The organism is Tardiphaga sp. P4_G1, from assembly GCF_056401215.1.
Genome location: NZ_JBFUJU010000009.1, coordinates 277,985 through 302,100 on the forward strand (window position 1 = coordinate 277,985; position 24,116 = coordinate 302,100).

The 24,116-nt window shown below is 62.2% G+C and carries 22 protein-coding genes; 13 read left to right on the forward strand and 9 right to left on the reverse strand.

Annotated elements, in window-relative coordinates; all coding sequences use genetic code 11:
• Nucleotide 1: 1 nt before the first annotated feature.
• Both AC1DUY_RS22490 and AC1DUY_RS22495 read right to left on the reverse strand, forming a co-directional pair.
• Nucleotides 2–1,003, reverse strand: coding sequence for a CobW family GTP-binding protein (locus tag AC1DUY_RS22490; RefSeq protein WP_184514216.1), 1,002 nt, complete (start codon nucleotides 1,001–1,003; stop codon nucleotides 2–4).
• Complete coding sequence (locus AC1DUY_RS22495; protein ID WP_478117211.1) at nucleotides 1,000–2,601, reverse strand: amidohydrolase; 1,602 nt, start codon at nucleotides 2,599–2,601, stop codon at nucleotides 1,000–1,002. The genes AC1DUY_RS22490 and AC1DUY_RS22495 overlap by 4 nt, the downstream gene beginning before the upstream one ends.
• Before the next feature lie 235 nt (nucleotides 2,602–2,836).
• On the opposite strand from AC1DUY_RS22495, the gene pdxR reads away from it, so the two are divergent.
• Nucleotides 2,837–4,381 carry a MocR-like pyridoxine biosynthesis transcription factor PdxR gene (gene pdxR, locus AC1DUY_RS22500; protein WP_478117213.1) on the forward strand — a complete coding sequence of 515 codons (1,545 nt, stop codon included), beginning with the start codon at nucleotides 2,837–2,839 and terminating at the stop codon, nucleotides 4,379–4,381.
• A 6-nt stretch (nucleotides 4,382–4,387) separates the two neighbouring features.
• On the opposite strand, the gene AC1DUY_RS22505 is transcribed toward pdxR, so the two are convergent.
• Entirely contained in the window at nucleotides 4,388–5,170 is a 783-nt protein-coding gene (locus AC1DUY_RS22505) for a sulfite exporter TauE/SafE family protein (RefSeq protein ID WP_478117215.1), read from the reverse strand.
• 229 nt (nucleotides 5,171–5,399) lie between these two features.
• On the opposite strand from AC1DUY_RS22505, the gene AC1DUY_RS22510 reads away from it, so the two are divergent.
• Nucleotides 5,400–5,798, forward strand: a complete 399-nt coding sequence (locus AC1DUY_RS22510) for a nuclear transport factor 2 family protein (protein ID WP_478117217.1) — start codon at nucleotides 5,400–5,402, stop codon at nucleotides 5,796–5,798.
• A gap of 25 nt (nucleotides 5,799–5,823) precedes the next feature.
• Nucleotides 5,824–7,197, forward strand: coding sequence for an NAD(P)/FAD-dependent oxidoreductase (locus tag AC1DUY_RS22515; protein ID WP_478117219.1), 1,374 nt, complete (start codon nucleotides 5,824–5,826; stop codon nucleotides 7,195–7,197).
• A 1,257-nt stretch (nucleotides 7,198–8,454) separates the two neighbouring features.
• On the opposite strand, the gene AC1DUY_RS22520 is transcribed toward AC1DUY_RS22515, so the two are convergent.
• Nucleotides 8,455–9,483, reverse strand: coding sequence for a 2,5-dihydroxypyridine 5,6-dioxygenase NicX family protein (locus AC1DUY_RS22520; protein ID WP_441230012.1), 1,029 nt, complete (start codon nucleotides 9,481–9,483; stop codon nucleotides 8,455–8,457).
• A gap of 15 nt (nucleotides 9,484–9,498) precedes the next feature.
• A complete protein-coding gene (locus tag AC1DUY_RS22525) occupies nucleotides 9,499–10,401 on the reverse strand; it encodes a TetR/AcrR family transcriptional regulator (protein WP_478117222.1) in 903 nt (300 codons plus the stop codon).
• Between the two features lie 96 nt (nucleotides 10,402–10,497).
• On the opposite strand from AC1DUY_RS22525, the gene AC1DUY_RS22530 reads away from it, so the two are divergent.
• The 7 genes from AC1DUY_RS22530 (at nucleotide 10,498) to AC1DUY_RS22560 (ending at nucleotide 18,667) form a co-directional block, all read left to right on the forward strand.
• Complete coding sequence (locus tag AC1DUY_RS22530; protein ID WP_478117224.1) at nucleotides 10,498–11,556, forward strand: Rieske 2Fe-2S domain-containing protein; 1,059 nt, start codon at nucleotides 10,498–10,500, stop codon at nucleotides 11,554–11,556.
• Entirely contained in the window at nucleotides 11,543–12,496 is a 954-nt protein-coding gene (locus AC1DUY_RS22535) for a PDR/VanB family oxidoreductase (RefSeq protein WP_441230009.1), read from the forward strand. Before AC1DUY_RS22530 ends, AC1DUY_RS22535 begins: the two co-directional genes overlap by 14 nt.
• A 30-nt stretch (nucleotides 12,497–12,526) precedes the next feature.
• Complete coding sequence (locus AC1DUY_RS22540) at nucleotides 12,527–13,768, forward strand: FAD-dependent monooxygenase (protein WP_092149707.1); 1,242 nt, start codon at nucleotides 12,527–12,529, stop codon at nucleotides 13,766–13,768.
• A 137-nt stretch (nucleotides 13,769–13,905) separates the two neighbouring features.
• Nucleotides 13,906–15,129, forward strand: coding sequence for an ABC transporter substrate-binding protein (locus AC1DUY_RS22545; protein WP_441230008.1), 1,224 nt, complete (start codon nucleotides 13,906–13,908; stop codon nucleotides 15,127–15,129).
• Between the two features lie 75 nt (nucleotides 15,130–15,204).
• Complete coding sequence (locus AC1DUY_RS22550; protein ID WP_441230007.1) at nucleotides 15,205–17,136, forward strand: ABC transporter permease; 1,932 nt, start codon at nucleotides 15,205–15,207, stop codon at nucleotides 17,134–17,136.
• Nucleotides 17,133–17,930 (forward strand): ABC transporter ATP-binding protein, encoded by a 798-nt coding sequence (locus AC1DUY_RS22555; protein WP_441230006.1) that lies wholly within the window; start codon nucleotides 17,133–17,135, stop codon nucleotides 17,928–17,930. Before AC1DUY_RS22550 ends, AC1DUY_RS22555 begins: the two co-directional genes overlap by 4 nt.
• Before the next feature lie 17 nt (nucleotides 17,931–17,947).
• Nucleotides 17,948–18,667, forward strand: coding sequence for an ABC transporter ATP-binding protein (locus AC1DUY_RS22560; protein ID WP_441232216.1), 720 nt, complete (start codon nucleotides 17,948–17,950; stop codon nucleotides 18,665–18,667).
• Nucleotides 18,668–18,958: 291 nt separating this feature from the next.
• On the opposite strand, the gene AC1DUY_RS22565 is transcribed toward AC1DUY_RS22560, so the two are convergent.
• Nucleotides 18,959–19,297: an oligopeptide/dipeptide ABC transporter ATP-binding protein gene (locus AC1DUY_RS22565; RefSeq protein WP_478117228.1), complete on the reverse strand. Its 339-nt coding sequence runs from the start codon at nucleotides 19,295–19,297 to the stop codon at nucleotides 18,959–18,961.
• Nucleotides 19,298–19,568: 271 nt separating this feature from the next.
• On the opposite strand from AC1DUY_RS22565, the gene AC1DUY_RS22570 reads away from it, so the two are divergent.
• Both AC1DUY_RS22570 and AC1DUY_RS22575 read left to right on the forward strand, forming a co-directional pair.
• The gene (locus AC1DUY_RS22570; protein WP_478117230.1) at nucleotides 19,569–20,696 is read left to right on the forward strand and encodes a serine hydrolase domain-containing protein; all 1,128 of its coding nucleotides are present in this window, start codon (nucleotides 19,569–19,571) and stop codon (nucleotides 20,694–20,696) included.
• A gap of 509 nt (nucleotides 20,697–21,205) precedes the next feature.
• Nucleotides 21,206–21,373: a hypothetical protein gene (locus AC1DUY_RS22575; protein WP_170849847.1), complete on the forward strand. Its 168-nt coding sequence runs from the start codon at nucleotides 21,206–21,208 to the stop codon at nucleotides 21,371–21,373.
• Between the two features lie 30 nt (nucleotides 21,374–21,403).
• On the opposite strand, the gene AC1DUY_RS22580 is transcribed toward AC1DUY_RS22575, so the two are convergent.
• On the reverse strand, nucleotides 21,404–22,018 hold the full coding sequence (locus AC1DUY_RS22580) for a hypothetical protein (RefSeq protein ID WP_478117270.1): 615 nt from the start codon (nucleotides 22,016–22,018) through the stop codon (nucleotides 21,404–21,406).
• A 196-nt stretch (nucleotides 22,019–22,214) separates the two neighbouring features.
• Here AC1DUY_RS22580 and AC1DUY_RS22585 point away from each other — a divergent pair, with 196 nt between their 5' ends.
• Nucleotides 22,215–22,448 (forward strand): hypothetical protein, encoded by a 234-nt coding sequence (locus AC1DUY_RS22585; protein ID WP_093762152.1) that lies wholly within the window; start codon nucleotides 22,215–22,217, stop codon nucleotides 22,446–22,448.
• Nucleotides 22,449–22,565: 117 nt separating this feature from the next.
• Here the strand turns inward: AC1DUY_RS22585 and AC1DUY_RS22590 are convergent, their stop codons facing one another.
• Nucleotides 22,566–23,294, reverse strand: a complete 729-nt coding sequence (locus AC1DUY_RS22590; protein WP_478117233.1) for a YkgJ family cysteine cluster protein — start codon at nucleotides 23,292–23,294, stop codon at nucleotides 22,566–22,568.
• Nucleotides 23,295–23,379: 85 nt separating this feature from the next.
• A complete protein-coding gene (locus tag AC1DUY_RS22595) occupies nucleotides 23,380–24,051 on the reverse strand; it encodes a TetR/AcrR family transcriptional regulator (protein ID WP_478117235.1) in 672 nt (223 codons plus the stop codon).
• Nucleotides 24,052–24,116: the final 65 nt, after the last annotated feature.

Genomic DNA, 24,116 nt, shown 5'->3' on the forward strand with positions numbered 1-24,116 from the left:
CTCAGAGGGTGAATGCAGCGTGCCGACGGTTGAGGTCCGCCGTTGTCGGGTGTGTTTGTGAAACCTGGATCAGCGCGCCATCGAGAATGGCATCAAGCGCGCCGGCATCGGGCAGGGCGTCGGTGCCGACGCCGACCAGCATGATGTCGTTTTGAGCCGTCATATCGGCGGGAGCAGGTGTCAGCGCCCAGTCTTGCCCGACCATCTGCAGCAGCGCTGGCGACGCATCACCGGCGATCCGGCATGGTCCTTTGAGGCGCAAAAGCTGCGGCGGCAATGCGGCTAGTGCTGCTGTAAGCTGGCCACGATCGAACGTGCCGCTGCGCCGATACGACCATCGGCGGAATGCGCTTTCATGATCGGCGCGGTCGTCCACCGCGGTTGCGGCGAAGCGCGATGTCGCCTTGACCTCGCCGTCCGGCAGGACCGGCAGCGTATGTTCTGTCGTCTCGATGATCTGGATGTCCGGACGCAGCGCCGCGACCGTGGCACGGGCCGCATCGACGGCGGTGCGGTTTAGCAGGTCTACCTTGTTGAGCAGCACGAGACTGCAGCGATCGAACTGGCCGCGCACGGTGTCGCCGACGCGACTGTCGATCAGCAGTTTTGAAATGCGGGATGCATCCGCGAGCACGATCACGGCATTCAGGCGCAGGCTCGGCTCCACCAGTGCGATCTCGGCGATGCGCCAGGGATCACCGACGCCCGACGCTTCGATGATGATGTGATCGAACGGGATTGCGTCGTCGAGAATCCGGCCCAGCGTATCCAGAAAGCCGCCGCCGATGCTGCAGCAGACGCAGCCATTGGTCAGCGTCATGGTGGTGCCGTCGTGCTGCGCGATCAGGCCGGCATCGATATTCACGGCACCGAAGTCGTTGACCAGAACGGCATAGCGGGCAGAGCCGGTGCGAAGGAGGTGATTGAGATAGGTCGTCTTGCCGGCGCCGAGAAAGCCGCCGACCACCGTCACGGGAATTTTCGCTGATGACGCTGCCGTCATGCCCGTGGCGCCTCCCGCACGTGGCCGCCGACCACGGTGCCCCAGATGGCAATATCCTTGAGCTTCTCCGGCGCGACTTCAAATGGATCTTCATCAAGTACCGCGAAGTCCGCATATTTGCCGGCCTCGATGCTGCCGACGATGTGATCGAGCTTCAGCGTATAGGCAGCGTTGATCGTGATCGCGGCAAGCGCCTGTTCGACGGTCAGCGCTTCGGTCTCCTTGCCGAGCATACGTCCGCTCGACGACACGCGGTTGACGGCACACCAGGCGGTGAACAGCGGGCTCAGCGGCGTCACCGGGGCGTCGGAATGGATTGCGAAGGGAACGCCGACGCGCAGCGCGGTACCGGTGGCGTCGAGTCTGTTGGCGCGTTCCGGACCCATGGTCAGCTCATAATGCGAGTCACCCCAGTAATAGACGTGATTGGAAAACAAGTTGACACACATGCCGAGCGATTTCATGCGCTTGAACTGCGCAGCATCCGCCATCTGGCAATGCTGCAGCGTATGGCGGTGATCGGGCCGCGGCTTTGCGATCTGCGCGGCCTCGACGGCATCGAGCGCCACTTCGGTGGCTTCGTCGCCATTGGTGTGGATGTGCAGCTGGATGCCCGCATTGTGGTAAGCTGCGACGATGGACGGCAGTTCTTCCGGCGCGATGTACCACAACCCGTTGGGCGCGCCGTTGTGATAGCCCGGCCAGCGCAGCCGCGCGGTAAAGCCCTGAATCGAGCCGTCGACCACCAGCTTGACGATGCCGTAGTGAAGCTTGTCGTTGTTCGACGCCTTCAGTGTCTTGATCTTCTCGACGCCCTGTTCCGGGCTGTGCGACACCGAGGCCATGGCCGGGACCAGGCGCACCGAGAAATCATCGCGCCAACTTGCGGCGCGATAGACCTCGATGGTCAGGTCAGCAAGATCGTTGTGCAGGTCGGTGATGGTAGTCACGCCCTGAATGCACGACGATGCCGCGTAGCGGTTGACGTCATCGGCTGTGAGATTGCCAGACAGTGGATTGGTGCCGAGCACGCGGAACACGCGAAAGCGAGCGGCAATGCCCTGGACTTCGCCGGATGGTTCGCCGTCCTTGCCCATCACCACGCCGGAAATATTGGTGGTGCGATCGAGCTCGGCGCGCTGCAGCACGATAGTGTTGACGTTGCTGATGTGGAACGATGCATGCACGACCATGATCGGCCGCGTGGTCGATACGCGGTCGAGATCCTGCCGCGTGAGGGACACGCTGCCGATATGCAGGGGATCGAAGCCCCAGGCGAATAGCGGTGCCTCGGGATCTGTCATCGCTGCCTCGGCTTCCTGCAGCCGCGCGACGATGGCATCGATATCCGGCAGGCCCTGGACGAGTTTGCCTTCGGGCGAGCGGCGGTCGAAGGCGCCGACATAAGGCAGCGACCACATCATGCCTTCCATGATGTGGCTGTGGCCTTCAACGAAGCCGGGCAGCAGCACCTTGTCCTTGAAATGGTCGTCGACCTTGGCGCCGCTGGTAGCGACGATCTCGTCGAAGCTGCCGACTGCGACGATCCGGCCGTCCCGCACTGCGACATGCGTTGCCGATGGCCGTGACGGATTCATGGTCACGATCTTGCGGGCCGAAAAAACAATCGTATCCTGGCTCAATGGACCACCCTCAAAATTCCGTCATCGAAGCGTGAGGCCTCGCATCGCTCCGAGCCAGCGCCAGATCGGATGCACGAATGGGGCCAGTCCCGCGGTGCCGACGGTCCACCTTGGCGCGGCTTTTGCTTAGCATCCTGTTAGGCCCGAAGATGGGTGCGGCTTTGGTTTCGGGATGAGTGTGGAGGGCGTGATGGGTAATCCCGGAGGTTCAGTGAAAGCCGCCCGTGCAGACGGGCGTCCTGCAGCGTCTGGCATTGGGGATGCGCTGTTCTGGGGATCGCTGTTCCAGGGGCTGGACCGGCGCGGTCCCTTCCTGCAGCTCCAGATCCGCCAGTTGATCTGTACCGCCATCGAAGAAGGCCGTCTGGCGCTTGGTGTGCGCATGCCGTCGAGCCGCGAACTGGCCACACTGCTCGAAGTGTCGCGTAATACCGTCGTGATTGCCTACGAGCAGCTGGTCGACCAGAATTTCCTCATTTCGCGCGAACGCAGCGGCTTCTTCGTGGCCGGCCTCCCCAGGGATCTCGGCACCCAGCGCGACGTCCGCGCGGCGCCCGACGAGGCCGGCGCCGCGCGCTGGGCCGGGCGCTTCGCAGTGCGGCCGTCGACCAACCGGAACATCGTCAAGCCGCTCAACTGGCAGGACTATCCGTATCCCTTCATCTTCGGGCAGTTCGATCCAAGTCTGTTTCCGACTAATGACTGGCGCGAAAGTGCGCGCGCCGCACTTAGCGTGCCCGAAATCAACAACTGGGCCCGCGATCTGATCGACGAGGACGATCCGGCGCTGATCGAGCAGCTCCGGCTGCAGGTGTTGCCGCGTCGCGGCGTTCGCGCGCGGCCCGACGAGATCATGATGACCATCGGCGCCCAGCATGCGCTGTATCTGATCGCCCGATTGTTCGTGAAGCAGGGCACCCGGGTCGGCATGGAAGATCCCGGCTATCCCGACGCCCGCAACATTTTCGGTATGCAGACCGACAATATCGTGCCGCTCGCAATCGACGGCGAGGGCATGGTGCCCGATACGAACTTCGAGAGCTGCGATCTCGCTTACGTCACCGCAGGTCATCAATGCCCGACCACGGTGGCGATGCCCGAGCAGCGCCGTCTCGACGTACTGCGCAAGGCTCAGGAGCGCGACATCATCCTGATCGAGGACGATTATGAGAGCGAGCTGATCTCGGAGGGGCCGGCACTGCCGCCGCTAATGAGCCTCGATCGCAACGACCGCGTGCTTTATGTCGGCAGCCTGTCTAAGGCGCTCGCGCCCGGCCTACGGCTCGGCTATGTCGCCGCACCAGCGCCGGTGATCCGTGAATTGCGCGCGCTGCGGCGCCTAATGCTGCGGCATCCACCGCTCAACAACCAGCGCGTTGCGGCGCTGTTCATCGGCCTTGGCCATTACCGCTCGCATCTGCAGCGCGTCTCACGCGTGCTACTGGAGCGCGCACGCATTCTCGATCAGTTGCTGCCCAAGCATCTCACCGGTTGCGATTTCGTGCGCGGCGTCGGCAGCACCAGCTATTGGGTGACATGTCCGGCGGCCTGCGATGCCACCGAACTTGCCACGGCCGCGTTGGCAGAAGGCGTGGTGATCGAGCCGGGCGACGTATTCTCGATGACGAGAGGTACCCATGCCAATTGCTTCCGGCTTGGCTTCTCGTCGATCCGCAATGACCGGATCGAACCGGGCATTGAACGTCTCGGTCGCATCATCGCACGCATGAGCTGACGCGGCTCAGGTCAGCTCGCTCACGCCCTTGACGGCGCTGACGAGGGCAATCGCGCCGAGGCTGATGATCGAGACTTGGCGATGCATCGCGTCGTTGCCGCGCCGGAATGCGATTTCGCCGAGTCTGGTGCCGAGCCACATCACCGGCAGGCCGAGCAACGACAGGCCGATGGTGTGAGCGTTCAACAAGCCCACGCTGACGAAAGTGATCGTTGCCGTGATCGAGGTCATCAGGAAGAACACCATCAGCGACGCGCGCGTTGCCAGGCGTGGCAGCGGAACCGACATATAGTAAGCGATCACTGGCGGTCCGGGCATCGCGGCGAGCCCGTTGAACAGGCCGGAGAAGAAACCGGCGATCGACGTCACAGGGCGTGGCGGGATCACGGGCAACGCGAAGCCGCGGCCCAGCGCGAACACCGCCAGCAGCGTGACCGAACTGATAATCAGACGCGAGATCGCCGCCGGGATTTCCGTCAGGATCAGGGTTCCCAGCGGCGATCCGATCAGTGCGCCGATCATCAGCCAGCGCAGCGACGGCCAGTCGCAGCTCTGCGATGCCTTGCGGAAATCAAGCAGGCTGCCAGCGAGTTGCAATCCGATCGCCACTGGCACGGCCTCGGTCGGTATCATGAACAAGCCGAGCAGCGGCACAGCGGCAAGGGCAAAACCAAAGCCGGTAAAGCCGCGCAGCACCGCGGCGACGAAGATCGAGGCAATCGACAGCAAAACCAGTTTTGGCGTTAGCGCGGCACCGAGATCGCCGATCGCGATCGTCAGGTCATGCATGTCGCGTCGGTCCGTCGCTTCGTCATGCCGCCACCATGGCGACATCCGTCAGCCCGGGGAGGGCCAGCCCGCGTCAATCTTTGGGCCAGATCGCCGGCGTGAACCGCTCGGCTCTGGACGGGTGCTTCGCCGCAACTGGCCCTAATCGCGCGGCACGGCCGCTGGCAATTTCGCGGCCATGGCTGGCCACCGTGCCGGCCGTTGTTGAAATGATCGAGAGAGTCTTGCAATGTCCGAGCAGCAGACCCAGCGCCACCAGCTTCTCGTTACGCTATTCGAGGCGTTCAATCGTCACGACGCCGATGGCGTGATGGCCTGCATGACCGACGATATCGTGTTCGATACCGCCGTCGGGTCGGAGATGTATGGCAACCGCATTATCGGCACCTCCGACGTGAAGGCGGCGTTCGAGAAGGTCTGGGGCGGTATGCCGGATGCGAGCTGGACCTGTACATCGCACAGCGTGTTCGGCGACCGCGGCCTATCTGAATGGATTTTCCGCGGCACAGCGGCGAATGGTGCCCGCATCGAAGTCGAAGGCTGCGACCTATTCACCTTCAAGGGCGACAAGCTCTCGCGCAAGAGTGCGTTCCGCAAGGATCGCCCGCCGCTGCCGGCGAAGTCGTGATCGCGTCGTGAAGGAGGTCGCGCCGATGTCGATTGCGCCTTACGATCAGCATTACGATCCGCTGGTGTCCCCCGGTCCCGGTACCCACCGCGACTACGCCCCGACTTATTGGGCCGCCACGGCAGGAACACCGCCAGACGACGACGGCCCGATCAATGGCGACATCGATGCCGACGTCGCGATTGTCGGTTCGGGCTATACCGGGCTGGCTTGCGCGATTTTTCTGGCGCGCGAATTCGGCATCAAGGCCGTGGTGCTGGAAGCCAATCGCGTCGCCTGGGGCTGCAGCACACGCAATGGCGGGCAGGGCCAGAACGCGTCGGGCCGGCTGTCGCGTTCACAGTGGATCGCGCGCTGGGGCCGCGATGTGGCGCTGCGGCTGCACGCGGAAATCCAGGACGGCTTCGAGACCTTCGAGGATCTGATCAAGACCGGAAATATCGATTGTGAACCGCAGCGCGGCGGCCACCTCTATCTCGCGCATCGCCAGCGGATGTTCGAGAAGATCGCAGCCGAGTCGAAAGTCCAGAACAAGGTGTTCGGCTACAAGACACGCGTGCTGTCCGCCGAGGACGTACGCCGTGACTATGTGAACGAGGCAGAATGTGTCGGCGCTGTACATGAGCCGCTGGGTACTGGCGTCCATCCTGCCAAACTCGCTTTCGGCTATCTGCGCATGGCGCGCGAACTCGGCTCCAAGGTGCATCCCGGCAGTCCGGTGCTGGAGATCACGACGCGCAATGGTGTGCATCATCTGCGCACGCCCAGCGGCACCGTGCGCGCCCGCGCGGTTGGCATCGCCACCGGCGCCTATACGTCGCTCGGCCTGACGTCGATGCTGCGTGGCCGCTGCATGCCGATTATGTCCAACTCGATTGTGACGCGGCCGCTTAGCGAAGCAGAGCTGGAGGCGACCGGCTTCAAGACCACCGAAGTCATCACCGACACCCGCACGCTGCGCTTCTATTATCGCCGGCTGCCCGACAACCGCGTGCAAATCGGTAGCCGCAGCGCCATCACCGGCGCGGACGCTGCAAATCCGCGGCATCTGCAGCTCCTGATCGACGGGCTGCACCGCAAGTTCCCGGCGCTCAAGGGAATCCAGATCGACTATTCCTGGTGGGGCTGGGTCGATGTCAGTCACGACATGATGCCGCGTATCTTCCGGCCCGATCCTTCGCAAACTCTGTTCTATGCGCTGGGCTACGGTGGCAATGGCGTGTCTTATTCGGCGCAGGCCGGCCGTCGCATGGCCGAGATGATCGCGGGCAAGAACTTCAAGGGGCAGGACCTACCGATCTTCACGTCGCCGCTGCCGACGCATCCGTTCTCGCCGTTCCGGCGTATCGGGCAACGCATGCTTTACAAGCTCTACCAATCGCGCGACGAAGCCGCGTAGGTCTTTCTAGCGGTCGCCCAGACATTGATTGTGAGCTCATAGATCACGGGGCACGCAGGAACAATCGATGTCCGCTGTTGGCGCAAAACCGCCATCCAGGCGTATCGTTCTCAATCTTAGCTTGGTCCAGATCATGTTAGATGAGGCAGCGCTTCGAACTCTGTATGCGTGCATCCAAATCTCGTGTGCAGCAGCGACGATCTGCACAGAAATTGGTCTTGAAGACAGAAGTAGTCTAGGGCGATCTATGCGTGCACGTCCTTGGGAGGCCACCGGGCAACCACCCGCCGTCTCGCCATCCACGTTGCGCAAGCGCAGTCGGTGTCGAAACCGGCTGCGTTTTTATTAGAACTGAGCTCATGCAAGCCCGTCGACGAATTTTCGGACAAATTGACGGCGGCTGTCATGTTACTAGTAGCGACTACCGGTGCTTCGTTCAACATCACGGGCGTGCTCGCCGGCAGGCCGAGAGTGTTTCGCACGAAGTTGATGCGGTCGCGATTGCATCGGGAGCGGCCCTTCGCTGCGCGATCACGTGACAGGGGCAGTCTGCCACTCGGGTGATCAGGTTAGCACGTCTGAGGCGAGAATAGTCACGCGAACGCGTCCCGGGGGGAAGCCGCCGTCAATTCGACTTGGTGGCCCGCGGCCCTAGTCGTTCTCGCGATGCGAAGGGGAGGCAGAGGATTCATTCTCAGGCGACCAAATCGCTTGATACGTGTTTCGCGCGCCGCCTTCGGATTGAGGATGGCTCGCGTCGTACTCGGCTGCGATAAGATGGCCGTAGGACCATTCAAGCACCCGTGAAACATTGAGCTTCCACGATGACCAGTTTGGCGAGCGCATGTCGCGTTCCATTCGGTTGGCGGTTGAAGCATCCAACGAGTGCAAGCAAAGGATATGCCACTACTTCCTAGTGTTGCTCCCAGTGCCCATATAGAGAAGCACTTTCCCTCGTGTATTTACCCACTGCTGGCCGCGAAAGGCGCCAGTGTTCTTCGGAATTGCGTGCGCGCCGCACAGTGCAAGCGCTGTCTTTGCGCAGCAATCACGGCGTGGGTCGTCGAGAAAGAACTCGACAGCATGTGAAGTTTGTGTACGGCCAACTCGGTTGAGGCGCCAGCTCCGTCGGGAATTCAACCGAAGCCTCTGTAGAAACAGCGGGCAACGCACGTCGGCTCCGGTTTAAAAGCGCGCCGATCGATGCACGCAATACGCCAGACAAACCGGTTGCGTCGCACAGGCGCCCGCGATCGCTTAACGGCTCATTTGGATCTCCTTCACGACCACGTCACCATTGATCACGACGGGCTCGCCGTCGAGCAACAACGAGCAATTGCGCATCGGAATGTCCAGGTGGCAGGCGGTGTCGTTGGGGCCGCCCAGCTCGCTATTCGGGCCTGTCGAGAACATGACGTTGCCATAGAAGCTGCGCGGCTCCATTCCCATTCCGCCGGGGAATTCGCCCGGCACGAAGTTGTGCCACCTGGCTTGCGGGTTCATACCCCAGCCGACGTGGCTCATGCCGAAGCCGCGCTTGTCGTTGAACGAAGCCATATAGGCTTTGACGATTTCGGCCTCGAGCCCGCCACGGATGTCGGTGACCCAGCCCTTCTCGATGGTGTAGGTGATCGGTTCACGAACCATGATGTTCTGCGGAAGCAGGATATCGCCGGTCGCGACTACAATCTGGCCATCGACCCCGTCATCGTCTCCGCCGGTGAAGACGAAGCCCGAGGGCCAATGATCCCAACGGCCGGGCGTGTCGTTGCAGGCGTATTCCGCTATCGTATTGTAAGTATTTAGCTTGTAGGTCACGTCGGTACCGCTAGGCGACGTGATGCGCATCATCTTCGCCTTGTCGAGAAGGCCAGCGGCAATTTCGACCTTCTCGCGCAATTCCGGATAGGGGAGCATTCGGGCAAGCAACGCCGGCGGCTCGACTGCGGTGAGGATGCGAGTGCCGGCGGCTTGGATCGCAAACTGTTCGGGCGAGAACAGCAGGAAAATGCAGTCGATCAGCATGTCGCAATTCTTCAGCGCTTCGACTGCATCGGGCAGAGCGGCCAGGCCGGTCACGCCGACGTTCCAGCCCGCGGTCGGCATCGGCGCGGGAAGGCGCATGTGATACATCCTGGCGCCGAGACGCTGGCCCGCGGCCATGAAAGCGTCGGCATATGACAGGCGATCGCTACCCTGAGTCAGAACGACAAGACGCTCGCCTTCGCGAACCCCGGACATCTTGAGCTGATGCAGGCAGATTTCAGTGAAGCTGGCGTGATCCATCACTCTTCCTCTCGTTTAAATATGAACTCGGCTTCTCGCAGCCTTCTTTTTATGGATACCAACAGCCTTCGTCGGCTCGCGGCACATGCCGCCGGTGATGAAGGCGACAGTCTCGGCCATCAATCTGGAGCCGTCTTTCGGATCGTACGACTCGGGCACCATGTCCTCCATGCGGTTCGTATCGGATAGAGCGTAAAGATAAGTGCCGATCATGAGCGTCATCCGCCAATGCACGTCGAGCCGTGAAAGATGTGGCAACGCCTTGTGCAGCGCATCGATATAGAGATGCGTGGACTCGTCATAAGCCGTCTTGCGCAGCTCGTAAGAGAGGTTGGGTGGTTCGGTATGCAGCCTGGCGTGGAGCCGCAAGAAGGCGGGCCCTTGCTCGGTCGCACGGAGGTCCAGGACCGGCCGAAGGAAGGCTTCGACGATGGCGACGACGTCCGTTGCCTTTCCATCGGTCTGCAATCTCGCCAAGCTTTCGATCCGCGCATCTGCGATCGGCGTCGCACGTCGAAGAAATGTTTCGCTGAAGAGGTCGAACTTCGAGCCGAAGTAGTAAGTGATCAGCGCCTGTGTCACTCCGGCGAGCACGGAAATCTCCCGTAGCGTGGTGCCCGCATATCCCTGATTGGCAAACACGACCTCGGCGGCATCCATTATGCCCTCGCGCATCGCTCCCTTGCCGCCTTCGGGCCGCCCAGGACGTTTGATCGGTGGCTCAGCGGACAAGACGCCTCGCCGGCCGGACACGCGGTTCATGCTGGCCTCCTCATGAATCCGATGCCGTGGCAGCAATTCGAGCACAAAGGCGCACAAAATCGGTGCAGCCGATGTGGCGAAGATAGAAAAGATAGCATTGTGGACCCCTGAGGCGTCGATGCCGATGCCGTTTCCCGCCGTTTCATGGGATGGCACGAGGATTGCTACCAGAAATTATATAGCCGGCCAACCAAACAATTATATGGCCGGCTAATTAATGTAACTAGCTGCGGCCAATCTTGAGGAGCATCAATGTCCGTCACGACCTTATCGGCCCAGCGGCCGATCACCGCGCAGGATGGCTGTCAGGATCCGGTTTTGCTCAACGACTGGCATGTCGTCGGCTATTCCTCCGATTTCGCCTCCGACAAAATCCATCCCGTTCGCTTGCTCGAGCGCGACTTGATCGTCTGGCGCTCGGCAAACGGCGATATCCATGCCTGGGAAGACCTCTGCATTCATCGCGGCGCCCGGCTGTCGAGAGGCTGGATCAAGAACGATCGCGTCGTTTGCCCCTATCACGGCTGGGAGTATGACGGCGGCGGTCGCTGCACCCTCATGCCTGCTGCTCCCGACGAGACGCCGATGAAAAAGGCGCGCGCCTTCCCCTATCAGGCAGTCGAGCGCTATGGCTTCGTGTGGGTGTGTCTCGGCGAGCCGACGGCCGACATACCGGTGTTCCCGCAATGGGATGATCCGAGCTTTCTGAAGGTCCATAGCGGCCCCTATATGTATTCGGCCAATGGCTTTCGCTCGATCGAAAACTTCATCGATGCCAGCCACTTCCCGTTCGTCCATGCCGGCCTGAACGGCGTCATGGACAATCCGGATCGGCTTGAGCCCTATGACGTGTATGAGGTCGATACCGGCCTCTGCTCGTCGGAAATAAAGGTGTTTCAGCCGTGGGGCGATGCGCGCGGCATTCCGCTGATGGCGTTCTACACCTATCACACGTTCCGTCCGCTGGTGGCCTACTTCTCGAAGCGAACCCAGCAGGCGGACAAGTCGGGCAATATCGTTTCCGACAAGTCCGATATCTTCGGCACCTTCTTCGTCTGCCAACCGGTCGATGAGAAAACGACTATCGCGCGCGTTTGCGCAGCGATGAACGTGAATCCGCATCCCGATCCGAAAGTCGTGCGTGATCGGGCGGACGTGGTCTTCAATCAGGATCGCGAGATCGTCGAGTCGCAGCGACCGGAGCGCATTCCAACGGAGCTGCGCTACGAGTTGCATCACCGAACGGATCTGATGGGGCAACGCTACCGGAGCTGGCTGCGCGCCAAGGGCATCACCTATGGCGTCATCTGACCTCGGTTTGAGGTTGCGGCTGGTCGAAGTGCGATACGGAGCGCCGGGGATCAATCTCTACCGGCTTGCTTCGTTCGACGGCGCGACGCTGCCGGCTTTCGAGCCCGGCGCTCACCTCGATCTCGAGGTGGCGCCCGGACTGATGCGGCAATACTCGCTGCTTTGGCCGCAGCCAGCTTCGGACTGCTACGAGATCGCGGTGCAGGAGGCGTTCGACGGAAGAGGGGGCTCGCGTGCCTGGCATCGGCAGTCGGTCGCAGGGGACATCTATCAGAGTTCGATCCCGCGCAATCATTTCCCGCTCGGCGCTACCAATGAGACGACACGTTATCTGTTCGCTGGCGGCATCGGCATCACGCCGATCGTCTCGATGTATCGCAAGCTTGTCGCCGATGGTCAGCCGGTACAGCTGCACTATTGGACGCGCAGCCCCGAAGCGACCCTATTTCATGCCGAGCTTGCCGCCATCGCCGACGGTAGCGTGCGGATTCATCACACCAGTGGACCAGCGCCACGTCTCGCCGATGTCCTTGCGGATACGCCCATGGAGGCGCCGCTGTATTGTTGCGGGCCGACGCGCATGATCGATGCCTTCGACGAACTGACTGAGCGGCGTTCGATCGACCTCGTGCATCGCGAGCGTTTTGCCGTGGCGCCGGCGGATACCGGCCCCGCGGGCAGCTTCACCGTTCGTCTGGCGCGCTCGGGGCGCACGCTCGATGTCGGGGCACAGGAGACAGTGCTCAGCGCCTGCCTCGCTGCCGGAATCGATCTCTCCTACTCATGCGAGGAAGGCGTCTGCGGTGCTTGCGAAGTCCGCGTTCTCTCGGGGCGCGTTGATCATCGCGACCAAGTGATTGCGCCCGCGGCGAGAGCGTCTTCCAACACGATGATGGCCTGCTGCTCGCGCGGGCTGACCACACTCGAGCTGGACCTTTAATTCACGTGACGTCCTGTGATCGGAGCCAACATGAAACATAATTTCCAAGTAGCCATCATTGGCGGCGGTATCGGCGGCGCGGCACTGGCCCGCAGTCTGGACCGGCTCGGTATCGACTATCACATGTTCGAACGCGCTTCGGCTTTGAGCCAAGTGGGTGCCGGCGTGCAGATGACGCCCAACGCCGTCAAGGTGCTTGAAGCGCTCGGCCTAGGACCGGATTTGATCGCAACGGGCTTCCTGCCGGAGGCTATGGTGGGTTGGAATTGGCAGAGCGGCGAAGAGCTGTTTCGTACGCCGCTCCGTGAAGTATGTCCTCGTGTTTTCGGGGCCGAATTCTACCACGTTCATCGCGCCGACCTGCACACCATGTTGGCGAAAGATATCGCACCTGAGCGCGTCACGTTCGGTGTGTCCTGCACTGGGCTGCGTCAGCAGGCCGGGCGCACAATCGCTTGCTTTGACGACGGCAGCGAATATGCGGCCGATCTGGTGGTCGGCGCGGATGGCGTTCGTTCGGCTGTTCGTGCTGCGCTCTGGGGACAGGAGCCGGCCAGCTACACAGGCCATATGTGCTGGCGCGCGCTGGTTCCGGTCGAACAGTTTCCACTGCCTTTCGTCACGCCGACGTCTGCCTTCTGGATGGGACCGAAGGGGCACGTGGTGACCTATTACGTCAAGGGTGGCGCAATGGTGAACATCGTTGCCGTCAATGAGAATCACGATTGGGTCGAGGAGTCCTGGACCATCAAGAGCAGCCGGCAGGAACTGCTCGATGGGTTCGCGGGCTGGAACGACAACCTGATCCGTCTGTTCGAGCTCACCAATCCCGATCAGATCTACAAGTGGGGGCTGTTCGATCGCGATCCGATGCAACGCTGGTCGCGCGGTAATGCCACGCTGCTCGGCGATGCCGCGCATCCGATGCTGCCTTTCCTGTCGCAGGGCGCAGCCATGGCAGTCGAAGACGGCTATGTTCTCGCGCAGGCACTGAGCCATTTCGGCCCTGGCGATCTCGGCGCGGCGCTCGATGCCTATGAGGCCGAGCGCCGTCCGCGCACCACGCGTGTTCAGCTCGAGGCACGTGAGCGTGGCCGCACATATCATTTGTCTTCTCCCGAAGAATCGAAAGCGCGCGACCTCGCATTCAAGCTCGAGCAGGCGAAGAACCCCAACGCGGTCGGGATCAAGGCTGAGTGGGTCTACCAATACGACGCTCGCACCTGCCGTGATCGCTTCGGTAAATCCCCGGCCCTGAGCGCTGCTTCCTGAGCTGCGCCCAGTCAGACGGCATGCTCCAGATCGGCATTTGCCTGTTCGGCACGGTCGATCGTCGGGAGCCGCCACCACGTTGTTCCAAGCAACCACAAGCGTTTCACGATCGCATCACCCACCGGAGAAGGTAAGTCATGACCAAGCAAGTGAGTTTTAGACACGTCCTACTGTCTGGCCTGGCGACGATTGCCATTGGAGCCTCGGTCCCGGCCAGGGCCGAAGACACCATCAAGATTGGCGAGATCAACAGTTACAAGTCCCAGCCGGTCTTCACCGACGGCTACAAGAAGGGCATGATGCTCGCCATTGATCAGATCAACGCCAAGGGCGGTGTGGCCGGGCGCAAGCTCGAGCTCATCACCCGCGATGACAATGCCAATCCGGGCGAAGCGATCCGCCAGGCAGAAGATCTGGTCACCCGCGAAAAGGTCGACATCCTTGCCGGCGCCTTCTACGCGCATATCGGTACGGCATTGACCGACTATGCGAAGCAGAAGAAGCGCTTCATGCTGATCACCGAGGCGCTGAGCGATAACATCGTCTGGGCCGTCGGCAACAAGTACACATTCCGCCTCGACTCCTCGACCTATATGCTGGTTTCTTCGCTGGTCGACGAAGCGGTGAAATTGAAGAAGAAGCGCTGGGCACTGATCTATCCGAACTATGAATTCGGGACGTCGGCCGCATCAGCCTTCAAGAGGTTGATGAAGGAGAAGCAGCCGGACGTCGAGTTCATCGCCGAACAGGCGCCGCCGTTCAACAAGATCGATGCTGGAAGCGTGATCCAGGCGCTCTCCGACGCCAAGCCCGAGGCCACGTTCAACGCATTGTTCGGCTCCGATCTCGCTCAGTTCATCCGCGAGGGCAATACGCGCGGGTATCTCGGCGACCAGATGCCGGTGTTCAGCATCATCACCGGTCAGCCTGAATATCTCGAACCGCTGCGCGATGAGATCCCCAAGAACTGGATGGTGACCGGTTATCCCTGGTACAGCATCAAGACGCCAGCCCATCAGGAATTCCTGACCGAGTACCAGAAGAAGTACGGCAAGGAGAATCTGCGGTTCGGTTCGATCATCGGCTATTCCACGATCAAGGCCATCGAGGCGGGTGTCGCGGCATCCGGCGGAAAGACCGACAGCGATTCGCTCGTAGCGGCGTTCGAAGGGCTCCAGTTTGATACGCCGGACGGCAAGACGAGCTTCCGCAAGATCGATCACCAGGCGACCTGGGGACTCTATGTCGGCAAGCTTGCCGTCGAGGACGGCAAGGGCGTGATGGTCGACTACCATTACGCGCCGGGCGAAAAATTGCTGCCGTCGGACGACGAAGTGCGCAAGCTGCGTCCTGCCGACTAACCTGATGCCGGGCGCCCTCCTGTCGAGGGCGCCCGGTCGCGTTTGGATGCCACATCTGTCCCGAGCGAGACTGCCATGGATCTGTCTGCCCTCTTGGCTCAACTATTGAACGGCTTGGCCGGGGCGTCGTCCCTGTTCCTGGTAGCGACCGGCCTGTCGCTGATTTTTGGCGTCACCCGGATCGTCAATTTTGCCCATGGCTCGTTCTTCATGCTTGGCATGTATGTGAGCTATTCATTGATCGAACGTATCGGCGTGGGGCCGTGGCGAGCGGTTGGCTTTTGGGGCGCGCTTGTGCTCGCAGCACTGGCTGTCGGACTGCTCGGCGCGCTGGTGGAAATTCTGCTGCTGCGTCGGATCTACAAGGCGCCCGAGCTGTTTCAGCTGCTCGCGACATTCGCGCTGGTGCTCGTCTTTAACGATGCCGCGCTATGGATCTGGGGGCCGGAGGATTTGCTCGGTCGTCGTGCACCAGGACTGGAGGGCGCTATCCAGCTCTTCGGTCGTGCCTATCCGAGCTACAATCTGTTCCTGATCGTGATCGGCCCTGCGATTTTCGGCCTGCTCTGGATGCTGCTGACCAAGACGCGCTGGGGCGTCATGGTGCGTGCGGCAACACACGACCGCGAGATGCTGGGCGCGCTCGGCGTCAATCAGGCGTGGCTGTTCACCGGCGTGTTTGCACTCGGCTGCATGCTGGCGGGACTCGGCGGAGCGGTCCAGCTTCCGCGTCAGCCGGCGAGTCTCACCGTCGATATCTCGACGATCGGTGATGCGTTCGTCGTCGTGGTGGTGGGCGGCATGGGCTCCATCCCCGGTGCCTTTCTGGCGTCGCTCCTGATCGCCGAGGTGAAGGCGATTTGTATCGGCATCGGTACGGTTCATCTCGCGGGGATCGAGATCTCGTTCTCCAAGCTCACTCTGGTGGTCGAATTCCTGATCATGGCGGTAGTCCTTGTGATCCGGCCGTGGGGGCTGTTGGGGCGACCGCAAGCGACCAGTCGTAACTCGGCGCCGGTCGAAGCACCGTTGAAGCCGGGTTCCAACTGGTTTCGCATGACGGTCATCGGCGTTTTCCTGTTGATGGCGGTGTTGCCTATGCTCGATCAATCGCTACCCTATGCGGTGGTGCTCGGTCAGGACATTCTGGTCGCGGCGCTGTTCGCGGTCAGTTTGCATTTCATGATGGGACCGGGCGGGATGCATTCGTTCGGACATTCCGCCTATTACGGCCTTGGCGCCTACGGCGCTGCCATCCTGGTCAAACTGGCATTCATGCCCATGCCGCTCGCGATGCTGGTCGCTCCCCTGGTGGCTGGTCTTGGCGCCTTGCTGTTCGGCTGGTTCTGCGTCCGGCTGTCGGGCGTCTATCTCGCGATGCTCACGCTCGCCTTCTCGCAGATCGTCTGGTCGGTCGTGTTTCAATGGGATGCGGTCACCGGCGGCTCCAACGGCATGGTGGGCATCTGGCCGGCCGAGTGGCTGAGCGGAACGCGCTACTACTACCTCACCCTCATACTGGTCGGGCTCTCGGCCTACGCGCTGCGGCGGTTCGTTTTTGCGCCGTTCGGTTATGCGATGAGGGCCGGACGGGATTCATCGCTGCGTGCCGAGGCCATCGGTATCGATGTGAAGCTCGTGCAGTGGCTGGCCTTCACGATCGCCGGCGTGTTCGGGGGATTGGCCGGCACGCTCTACATCTTCTCCAAGGGCAGCGTTTCGCCGGATGTGATCTCGGTCAGCAAATCGGTCGACGGGCTCGTCATGGTTCTCTTGGGCGGCATCCAGTCACTCACGGGGCCTGTGATCGGTGCGGCGGTGTTCGGCGTGCTGCAGGACTGGGTGATGCGCGCCACGGATTACTGGCGGGCCTTGTTCGGCGGCATTATTCTGTTTCTGGTGCTCGCCTTCCCGGAGGGACTGGCGGGTATCTCGCGCCAGATCGAAACCTTATGGCAGCTGTATCGTCCAGCCGTGGGCGTTGTCCGACGGGAGAAGCTGACATGAGTGGCGCGCTGCTCGAGGTCCGCGATCTCCATATGGCCTTCGGCGGCGTCCGTGCCGTCGATGGAATCACCTTCGATCTTCGTCCGGGCGAGTTGCTGGCGCTGATCGGCCCGAACGGCGCCGGAAAATCCACCACCTTCAATATGGTCAACGGCCAGTTGCGCGCCTCGGGCGGCTCCGTGCGTCTGGCCGAGCAGGAGCTGGTCGGAATGAAGCCACGCGCGATCTGGCGCCTGGGCGTCGGACGCACATTCCAGATCGCTGCCACATTCGCATCCTTCACGGTCGTCGAGAACGTGCAAATGGCGGTGATGTCCCATCAGCAGCAGATCTTTTCGCTGTGGCGTTCCGCCGCAAGCCGTTATCGCGATGAGGCGCTGATGCTGCTCGAGCAGGTCGGCATGGACGCGCAGGCTGACCGAGCTTGCAGCGAACTGGCTTATGGCGACATCAAGCGCGTCGAGCTCGCCATGGCCCTGGCGAACAATCCCAGGCTGCTGCTGATGGACGAGCCGACCGCCGGGATGGCGCCACGCGAACGCAACGAATTGATGGCTTTGACCAAGCGGCTGGTGATCGAGCGCGGCATGGCCGTGCTGTTCACCGAGCACAGCATGGATGTCGTCTTCGCCCATGCCGACCGCATCATCGTGCTCGCCCGCGGCAAATTGATTGCGGAAGGGGACGCAGACGAAATCCGCAGTCATCCCAAGGTCAAGGAAGTCTATTTCGGCAACGGCCTGACTTTCGAACATCCGCCGGAACTGGCCGTCGCGGCAAGGATACCCGCATGACTGCATTCGTGAATCCGATCCTGCTCGACGTCTCCGGCCTGAACGCCTGGTATGGCGCAGCTCACATCCTATTCGACGTTGCGCTCAACGTGCGCCGTGGCGAAGTCATATCGCTGATGGGGCGTAACGGCGCCGGCAAATCCACTACGCTCAAGGCTATCATGGGCCTGCTGTCGCGGAGCGAGGGGCAGATCAATTTCCTGGGGCAGGACATCGCTGGCAAGGCGCCTTTCCAGGTGGCGCGCATGGGGCTTGGGTTCGTGCCCGAGGATCGGCGTATCTTTCCTGATTTGACGGTGACCGAGAATCTGGAAACCGGCAGGCAGGCGCCGCGGCAGTGGGCGGATGGAAGTGCCGCACTCAACTGGACGCCCGACGCGCTCTACGAGCTCTTTCCCAATCTCGGCCGCATGCAGGATCGGCGCGGCGGCCAGATGAGCGGCGGCGAACAGCAGATGCTCACGGTGGCCCGTACGTTGATGGGCAATCCGCTACTGGTCCTGCTCGACGAACCGTCGGAAGGCGTCGCGCCGGTGATCGTCGAGCAGATGGCGCATATGATCCTGTCGCTCAAGGCACGCGGAGCAAGTATCCTGCTGTCTGAGCAGAATTTTCATTTTGCGCGCCTGGTATCGGACCGGGCTTACGTGCTCGAGAAAGGCCAGATCGTGTATGAAGGGTCGATGCAGGATCTGGCGCACAACGACGAGATACAGCGCGCCTACCTCAGCGTCTGACGCTCGAAACTCTTGTGGCGCGATTCGAAGCAGGTTCGTCCGTGGACCGCGCATGCAGGTCTTTTCGACCGGTTCGGCGCTGACCGATCGGTCCGGTGCAGAAGCTTCAACTCGGCCGCCAGCCGCAGACTGCGCTTGCCTGTCAGTGCCGTAGCTTCCCAAGCCGCGCCGATGGCGTCACAGCGACCGGAAAAGCCGATGCTGACTTCGTGACCGCCGAAGATAAAGGCACATCTCGCCGTGACGTCGGCTTTTGGCGCAAAGCGGCCATTTTCTCGTTCGGGCGACGTGTCACAGGGAAACAAAATCTGGTCGATAGATCTCGCCGGTCCGGTGGCACGCGACGAAGTGCTCGTCGGACTGGATATTCAGGATCGGCAAGTCGTCGCGGCAGTGCGCGACGACGAAGCGGCAGCCAGGCGGTGGATCCATCGGGTTCCGCGGATCGCCCTTGACCAGATAGTCCTTCTTCAGCGGGCCGGGCGGTGCGGTGGCTGGTATCAGCGACCAGCTATAGGGATGCGAGGGGGCCGAGAAGAACACCTGCGCGGGCGCCTGTTCGACGATGCGGCCGAGATACATCACCGCAATCTCGTCGCAGAAATGCTGGATGACGCCGAGATCGTGCAAGATGAAGATATAGGTTAGCCCGTGTTCGCGCTGCAGCTTCAGTATGCAATCACCCCAACAGATTTCAATGAGATTGTGTTCGCTGCGTACTTATTCGGCACTGAGTTAGCAGCGAAGCTGCCTTCTGGGCTCGAATAATATAGCCGGCCGTCGAACCGACCAAGATGGCGGCACGAAAATCCCGCCGAGCATTCGCGTCTCGATAGCTTGCCGCGACTCCCTATCCGATCAATAAACGGGGCGTATTGTCCAAAGCGAGCTTGAATTCTCCATGACTGAACAACGTTATTTCCCGGCCGGCGGAAACGCTTGGGACAAGGTCGATCCGCAGCAGGCTGGTTACGCGCCGGACAAGCTCGCTGCAGCGGTGGCGTTTGCGCAGGCGAATGAAACGCCGTGGCCGCGTGGCTTTTATTACGACGACGGCCGCTATGCGCCGAATGTGGACTGGAATGAAACAGGGCCATGGAGCGCGGTGCTCGGCCCGGTGCGCGAGCGCGGCGGCTCGGCGGGCATCGTGCTGCAAAATGGTCGCGTGCTGGCGGCGTGGGGCGAGACCGCGCGGGCGGATATGACCTTCTCCATCGCCAAGAGCTATCTCGCCGTGCTGGCGGGCCTCGCGGTGGATGAGGGGCTGATCGGGGATATCGACGAGCCCGTCACCAGGCGCGTGCCGGGGCCGCTATTTGCGGATGCGCATAACGCCAGGGTCACCTGGCGGCATCTGCTGGAGCAGACCAGCGAATGGCGCGGCGAGCTGTTCGGCAAGCCGGACCAGATCGATCACAACCGTCTGGTCGCGCCGAATGCCGACAACAGCCGCAAGGGCGAGCTGCGCGAGTGGCAAGCGCCGGGCAGCTTCTACGAATATAACGATGTGCGCGTGAACCTGCTGTCGCTCTGCCTGCTGAACCTGTTCAAGCGGCCGCTGCCGGAGGTGCTGCGTGCGCGCATCATGGATCCGATCGGCGCGTCGAAGGACTGGGAGTGGGTCGGCTATGACAATTCCTTCGTCGAGATCGACGGCCAGCGGATGCAGTCGGTGCCGGGCGGCGGCCATTGGGGCGGCGGCATGTTCATCGGCGCGGAGGACCATGCGCGCTTCGGCCTGCTCATGGCGCGCGGCGGCGACTGGAATGGAAAGCGGTTGCTGTCGCAGGCCTGGGTCGACGCGATGTGGGCGCATTCGTCACAGCAGCCGAATTACGGCTTCCTGTGGTGGCTGAACCGCGGGCCGCATGCCAACAAGGCCGCGCCGAACACAGCCGTTTATGCGCTCGGCGCCGGCGGCAACATGATCTGGATCGACCGCGACGCCGAGATGATCGCGGTGACGCGGTGGCTCCCCAGCGCGAAGGCGCCGGAGTTCATCCGGCAACTGATCGGGGCGCGGAGCTAGGACGCTTCCGTTCGGACGTGGAGCTTTCAAGCTTCCACCTTGGCGGTGCCGCGCAAGGGAGGCAACGCAGGCGGGGCGTTGCGGGATAGGGCATTCTTCCGCTTCCGGATGAGCCGCTGCTCGGCTTCCGCGTCGCTTTATCTCAAGCCGATTCCGGTCGTGAGATAAACGGCGATCAGGAAGGCGCAACCTGCCAGTGGCAGGGCAATCAAACGTAAAATTTGTGCTTCCGAAATCATCTGAGGCACCTATGTCGGCAGCTTCGATGCGAAGATGGCAGTTTATGCTTAATGCGCGGTAAATAGCTCTCCGGCCAGTCGTTGCGTCCGGTATCGAGCAGGGCCCGTATCAACCCGTCATCTCGTCAGCAGTGCCTGCGCCAGTCCCTTCTGCGCATCCGGCAACTGATCGCGGCGCGGATCCAGGACGCTCCCATTCAGAACGCAGACGTCGCCTCCCATGCAACGGATTGCATGGGGCCGCGTTGGCTCACAAGGGGAGGCACCAGCATGAATGTTCGCAAGCCGGCGGAGCGGGCCCCGGAAGGTCCGGGCGAAAAGCCGGACCCGCTCACGATTCCCGGAGATCACCCCGCTCCGGAGGATCAGTTCGGCGGCGGCGACATCTGCTCGCCGGAGGCAGAGCCTCCGACCGACGACGACAAACCGCTCGACTGATCCCCCGGCGCAACGCGCGCTTCGCGCGGGCTACATCGGCGGAACGACGCCGTTGGTGCCGGCGACCACGTTGCCGGTGGACAGCGTTCCGTCATCCGCCTTCTGCGACGGCACGAACACCGTCATGCCGGGCTTCAGCTCACCTTGCGCGGCAGCCGCAAAGGTCACGACCGTCGTGTCATCCGCGACCGAGATGGTCTTTTCCTTGCCGTGGAAGGTCACCGTGATGTTGCGGCCGTCGACGTCCTTGACGGCGTTGGTGACGGTGGCGTTGGTCATGGTGCTGTTCGGCTTCAGATCCCAGGGATAGCTGCCTTCGCCGGTGCCCTTCATGCCGGCCGGGAAGATCAGCACCTCGAGAGCGCCGTCGCCGCCGCGCGATTTGGGCAGCGAGGCGATGCCGACGAAGTCGCCGGGCTTGATGTCGTTGAGCGAGGCCTTGGCCACGCCGGTGACTTTCCAGTTATCGTTCAGCTTGATCGCGGTCGAATTGCCCTCGCGGGTTTTGACCGTCAGCTTCGCGCCGTCGACACTCTCGACCGTGCCGCGCACGCGAACCGTCTCGGCTGCGCTTGCGGCGGAAATGGTGGCTGCACTCAGCAGGGCAATGCCCAGCCCGGTGATTACAGCATAAAACGCTCTCATATTTCGTCCTTTCACGTAACGCTTTGGCGTGGTGCCGTGAGAGTTACGTTCGGGGATCGCGATGATTACGTGGGCGAGGATCACGGTGCGGTGATCGGGAACACTGGTGCGCTCTCGCAGCCTCGTTCCATGTGCCATGTGATTATCGGAACGATTTTGCCTTGCGCTGCTTGCTCAGGTCGGAGAGGTTCGAACTATGACCATCATGTCAAAGAAAGCTGCGCTGCTCATCCTGGCTGCCGTTGCTGAACTCGCGCTCGCTGACGCGGCATCTGCCCGAGGCGGTGGCAGCAGCTTCATGAACTCGCCGGGCTATCAGCGCCGGCTGCAGGAATCGCGCGGCTACGTCACAAACCAATCGGGCTCACTCGTGTCGCAGCCGGCTGCGCCTGCGCCAGTCCAGCACTCACGCAAATCGCGGCGCCGATAGCCGGTGGCGGGGAGGGCGTCAGCCCCTGGATATAAACGTAGACTCGCGCGATGAAGGGACGGAAATACTCATCGATCATGTCGGCTGTTGGTCGTGAGCGGGGTCGCGCATTCGCCATCACGAACCGGCATGGCGCTTCACTTCCGGCGCAGGCCCATCGCTGGTCCCCATCTCGTCCAGCAGCGCCTGGGCCAGTCCCTTCTGCGCATCAGGAAGGCCGCGATTGCGCGCGGTCTGCTCCAGCGCGAAGGTCGCTTCCATGTGAATGCGGAAATGTGCGGCGTTCTGTTCGACGCCGGTGCCTTCGGGCACATCGCCGAACACCACGTCGTGGCAGCGCGCCACCGAGCGCGAGGTGAAGGCGCGGCAGGTCAGCGGGCGGACCTCATAGACCGTGCAGCGATTGTCCGATCCGAGCAGCGCGCAGCGCAGGCGAAGTTTCATGACGTCGGCGGCATCGCGTGCGGCAGCCGCGGCGACTTCGAGGCGGGTGCGCAGTGCCGCCTGTTCGTCCGGCGTGAAATGCGCCGCGATATGTTTGGCCATCACCGTTGCGGTGCCGGGCGGCACCTGGACGTAAAGATGACAACAGGCCGCGCAGCCGCTGGTGCAGGCATTGCCGGGCTGGTTCGGGATGTTGTCGCGAATGGCTGCGGTGGCGGCATCCGCAATGGCGGTCGCATCGCGGGCGGCGTCGGCGATGCTGTCCGCCTGTTCGAAGGCGACGCCATAGGCCGCGCGCAGATTGCCGAAGATGCCTTCATAGCGGCCGGACAGCGAGCGCATCAGCGTGCCCACTTCCGCGATATTGTCCGACACGAAGTCGATGGCGTCCTGTGCGCTCATGCTGGGGTCCCGATCCGCTCCCGGAATACGCTGCGAATCGCGGGGGCGTCACGCGCAATCTGAAGCGGGAACCGGGCTTTACCGTTCAGGCGCGCGCTTTCGCTTTGGCCGGTTCCTTCTGCGCGGCCTTGGCCGGTTTCCCCGTCAGCGCCATGACCGCGACTGCAACCACGCGGTCGGTGATCGCCTGCACATCGTTGAGGTCGCACAGCCCGTCGGACATACGCGTCAGGCGTTCGCTGTCGCGGATGGTCTGGTGCGCCATGGCGAGCGCGAAATGCAGCGCCCAGAAGATATCCGCGGGATCCTGATCGAGCAGGGACCGGCGCATCGCGGCGGCGAAGCGCTTGAGGTGATCGACCTCGCGGTTCTTGATCTTGCGGATCGGCGGCACGGATTCGATCGAGGCGCGGATCATGAAACGCGCGGCGTCCGAGCGCTGTTTCTCGGGGCCGAGGCAACCGCGCAGCGTCGGGCCGACCAGGGCGGCGAAGATCGCATGGATGTCGGCGCGGCCGTCGCCGGCTTCCTCCGCCGCCTTCAATTCGCGCAGGCGCTCGCGATTGGTGGCGAGGCTGCGCGTCACGAACAGTTCGGCGATCAACTCGTCCTTGCTGCCGAAATGATAATTCACCGCCGCGAGATTGACGTCCGCCGCCGCCACGATGTCGCGCATGGTCACATCCGCAAAGCCGCGTTCGGCATAGAGCCGTTCGGCTGCGGTGATGATCGCCGTCCGTGTGTGGTCTGCTGCCATGCGATCGTCCTGATCAAAACGGTCCTTTTGCAACATGGCCCCATGCGATTGGCGCGGATCGGGGT

Coding starts and splice junctions, on each gene's coding strand:
- AC1DUY_RS22585 (WP_093762152.1), top strand. CDS start 22,215: ATGACCATCATGTCAAAGAAAGCTGCGCTGCTCATCCTGGCTGCCGTT.
- AC1DUY_RS22530 (WP_478117224.1), top strand. CDS start 10,498: ATGTCCGTCACGACCTTATCGGCCCAGCGGCCGATCACCGCGCAGGAT.
- AC1DUY_RS22595 (WP_478117235.1), bottom strand. CDS start 24,051: ATGGCAGCAGACCACACACGGACGGCGATCATCACCGCAGCCGAACGG.
- AC1DUY_RS22545 (WP_441230008.1), top strand. CDS start 13,906: ATGACCAAGCAAGTGAGTTTTAGACACGTCCTACTGTCTGGCCTGGCG.
- AC1DUY_RS22495 (WP_478117211.1), bottom strand. CDS start 2,601: ATGAATCCGTCACGGCCATCGGCAACGCATGTCGCAGTGCGGGACGGC.
- AC1DUY_RS22535 (WP_441230009.1), top strand. CDS start 11,543: ATGGCGTCATCTGACCTCGGTTTGAGGTTGCGGCTGGTCGAAGTGCGA.
- AC1DUY_RS22505 (WP_478117215.1), bottom strand. CDS start 5,170: ATGCATGACCTGACGATCGCGATCGGCGATCTCGGTGCCGCGCTAACG.
- AC1DUY_RS22555 (WP_441230006.1), top strand. CDS start 17,133: ATGAGTGGCGCGCTGCTCGAGGTCCGCGATCTCCATATGGCCTTCGGC.
- AC1DUY_RS22510 (WP_478117217.1), top strand. CDS start 5,400: ATGTCCGAGCAGCAGACCCAGCGCCACCAGCTTCTCGTTACGCTATTC.
- AC1DUY_RS22550 (WP_441230007.1), top strand. CDS start 15,205: ATGGATCTGTCTGCCCTCTTGGCTCAACTATTGAACGGCTTGGCCGGG.
- pdxR (WP_478117213.1), top strand. CDS start 2,837: ATGGGTAATCCCGGAGGTTCAGTGAAAGCCGCCCGTGCAGACGGGCGT.
- AC1DUY_RS22580 (WP_478117270.1), bottom strand. CDS start 22,018: ATGAGAGCGTTTTATGCTGTAATCACCGGGCTGGGCATTGCCCTGCTG.
- AC1DUY_RS22590 (WP_478117233.1), bottom strand. CDS start 23,294: ATGAGCGCACAGGACGCCATCGACTTCGTGTCGGACAATATCGCGGAA.
- AC1DUY_RS22570 (WP_478117230.1), top strand. CDS start 19,569: ATGACTGAACAACGTTATTTCCCGGCCGGCGGAAACGCTTGGGACAAG.
- AC1DUY_RS22575 (WP_170849847.1), top strand. CDS start 21,206: ATGAATGTTCGCAAGCCGGCGGAGCGGGCCCCGGAAGGTCCGGGCGAA.
- AC1DUY_RS22515 (WP_478117219.1), top strand. CDS start 5,824: ATGTCGATTGCGCCTTACGATCAGCATTACGATCCGCTGGTGTCCCCC.
- AC1DUY_RS22520 (WP_441230012.1), bottom strand. CDS start 9,483: ATGGATCACGCCAGCTTCACTGAAATCTGCCTGCATCAGCTCAAGATG.
- AC1DUY_RS22490 (WP_184514216.1), bottom strand. CDS start 1,003: ATGACGGCAGCGTCATCAGCGAAAATTCCCGTGACGGTGGTCGGCGGC.
- AC1DUY_RS22540 (WP_092149707.1), top strand. CDS start 12,527: ATGAAACATAATTTCCAAGTAGCCATCATTGGCGGCGGTATCGGCGGC.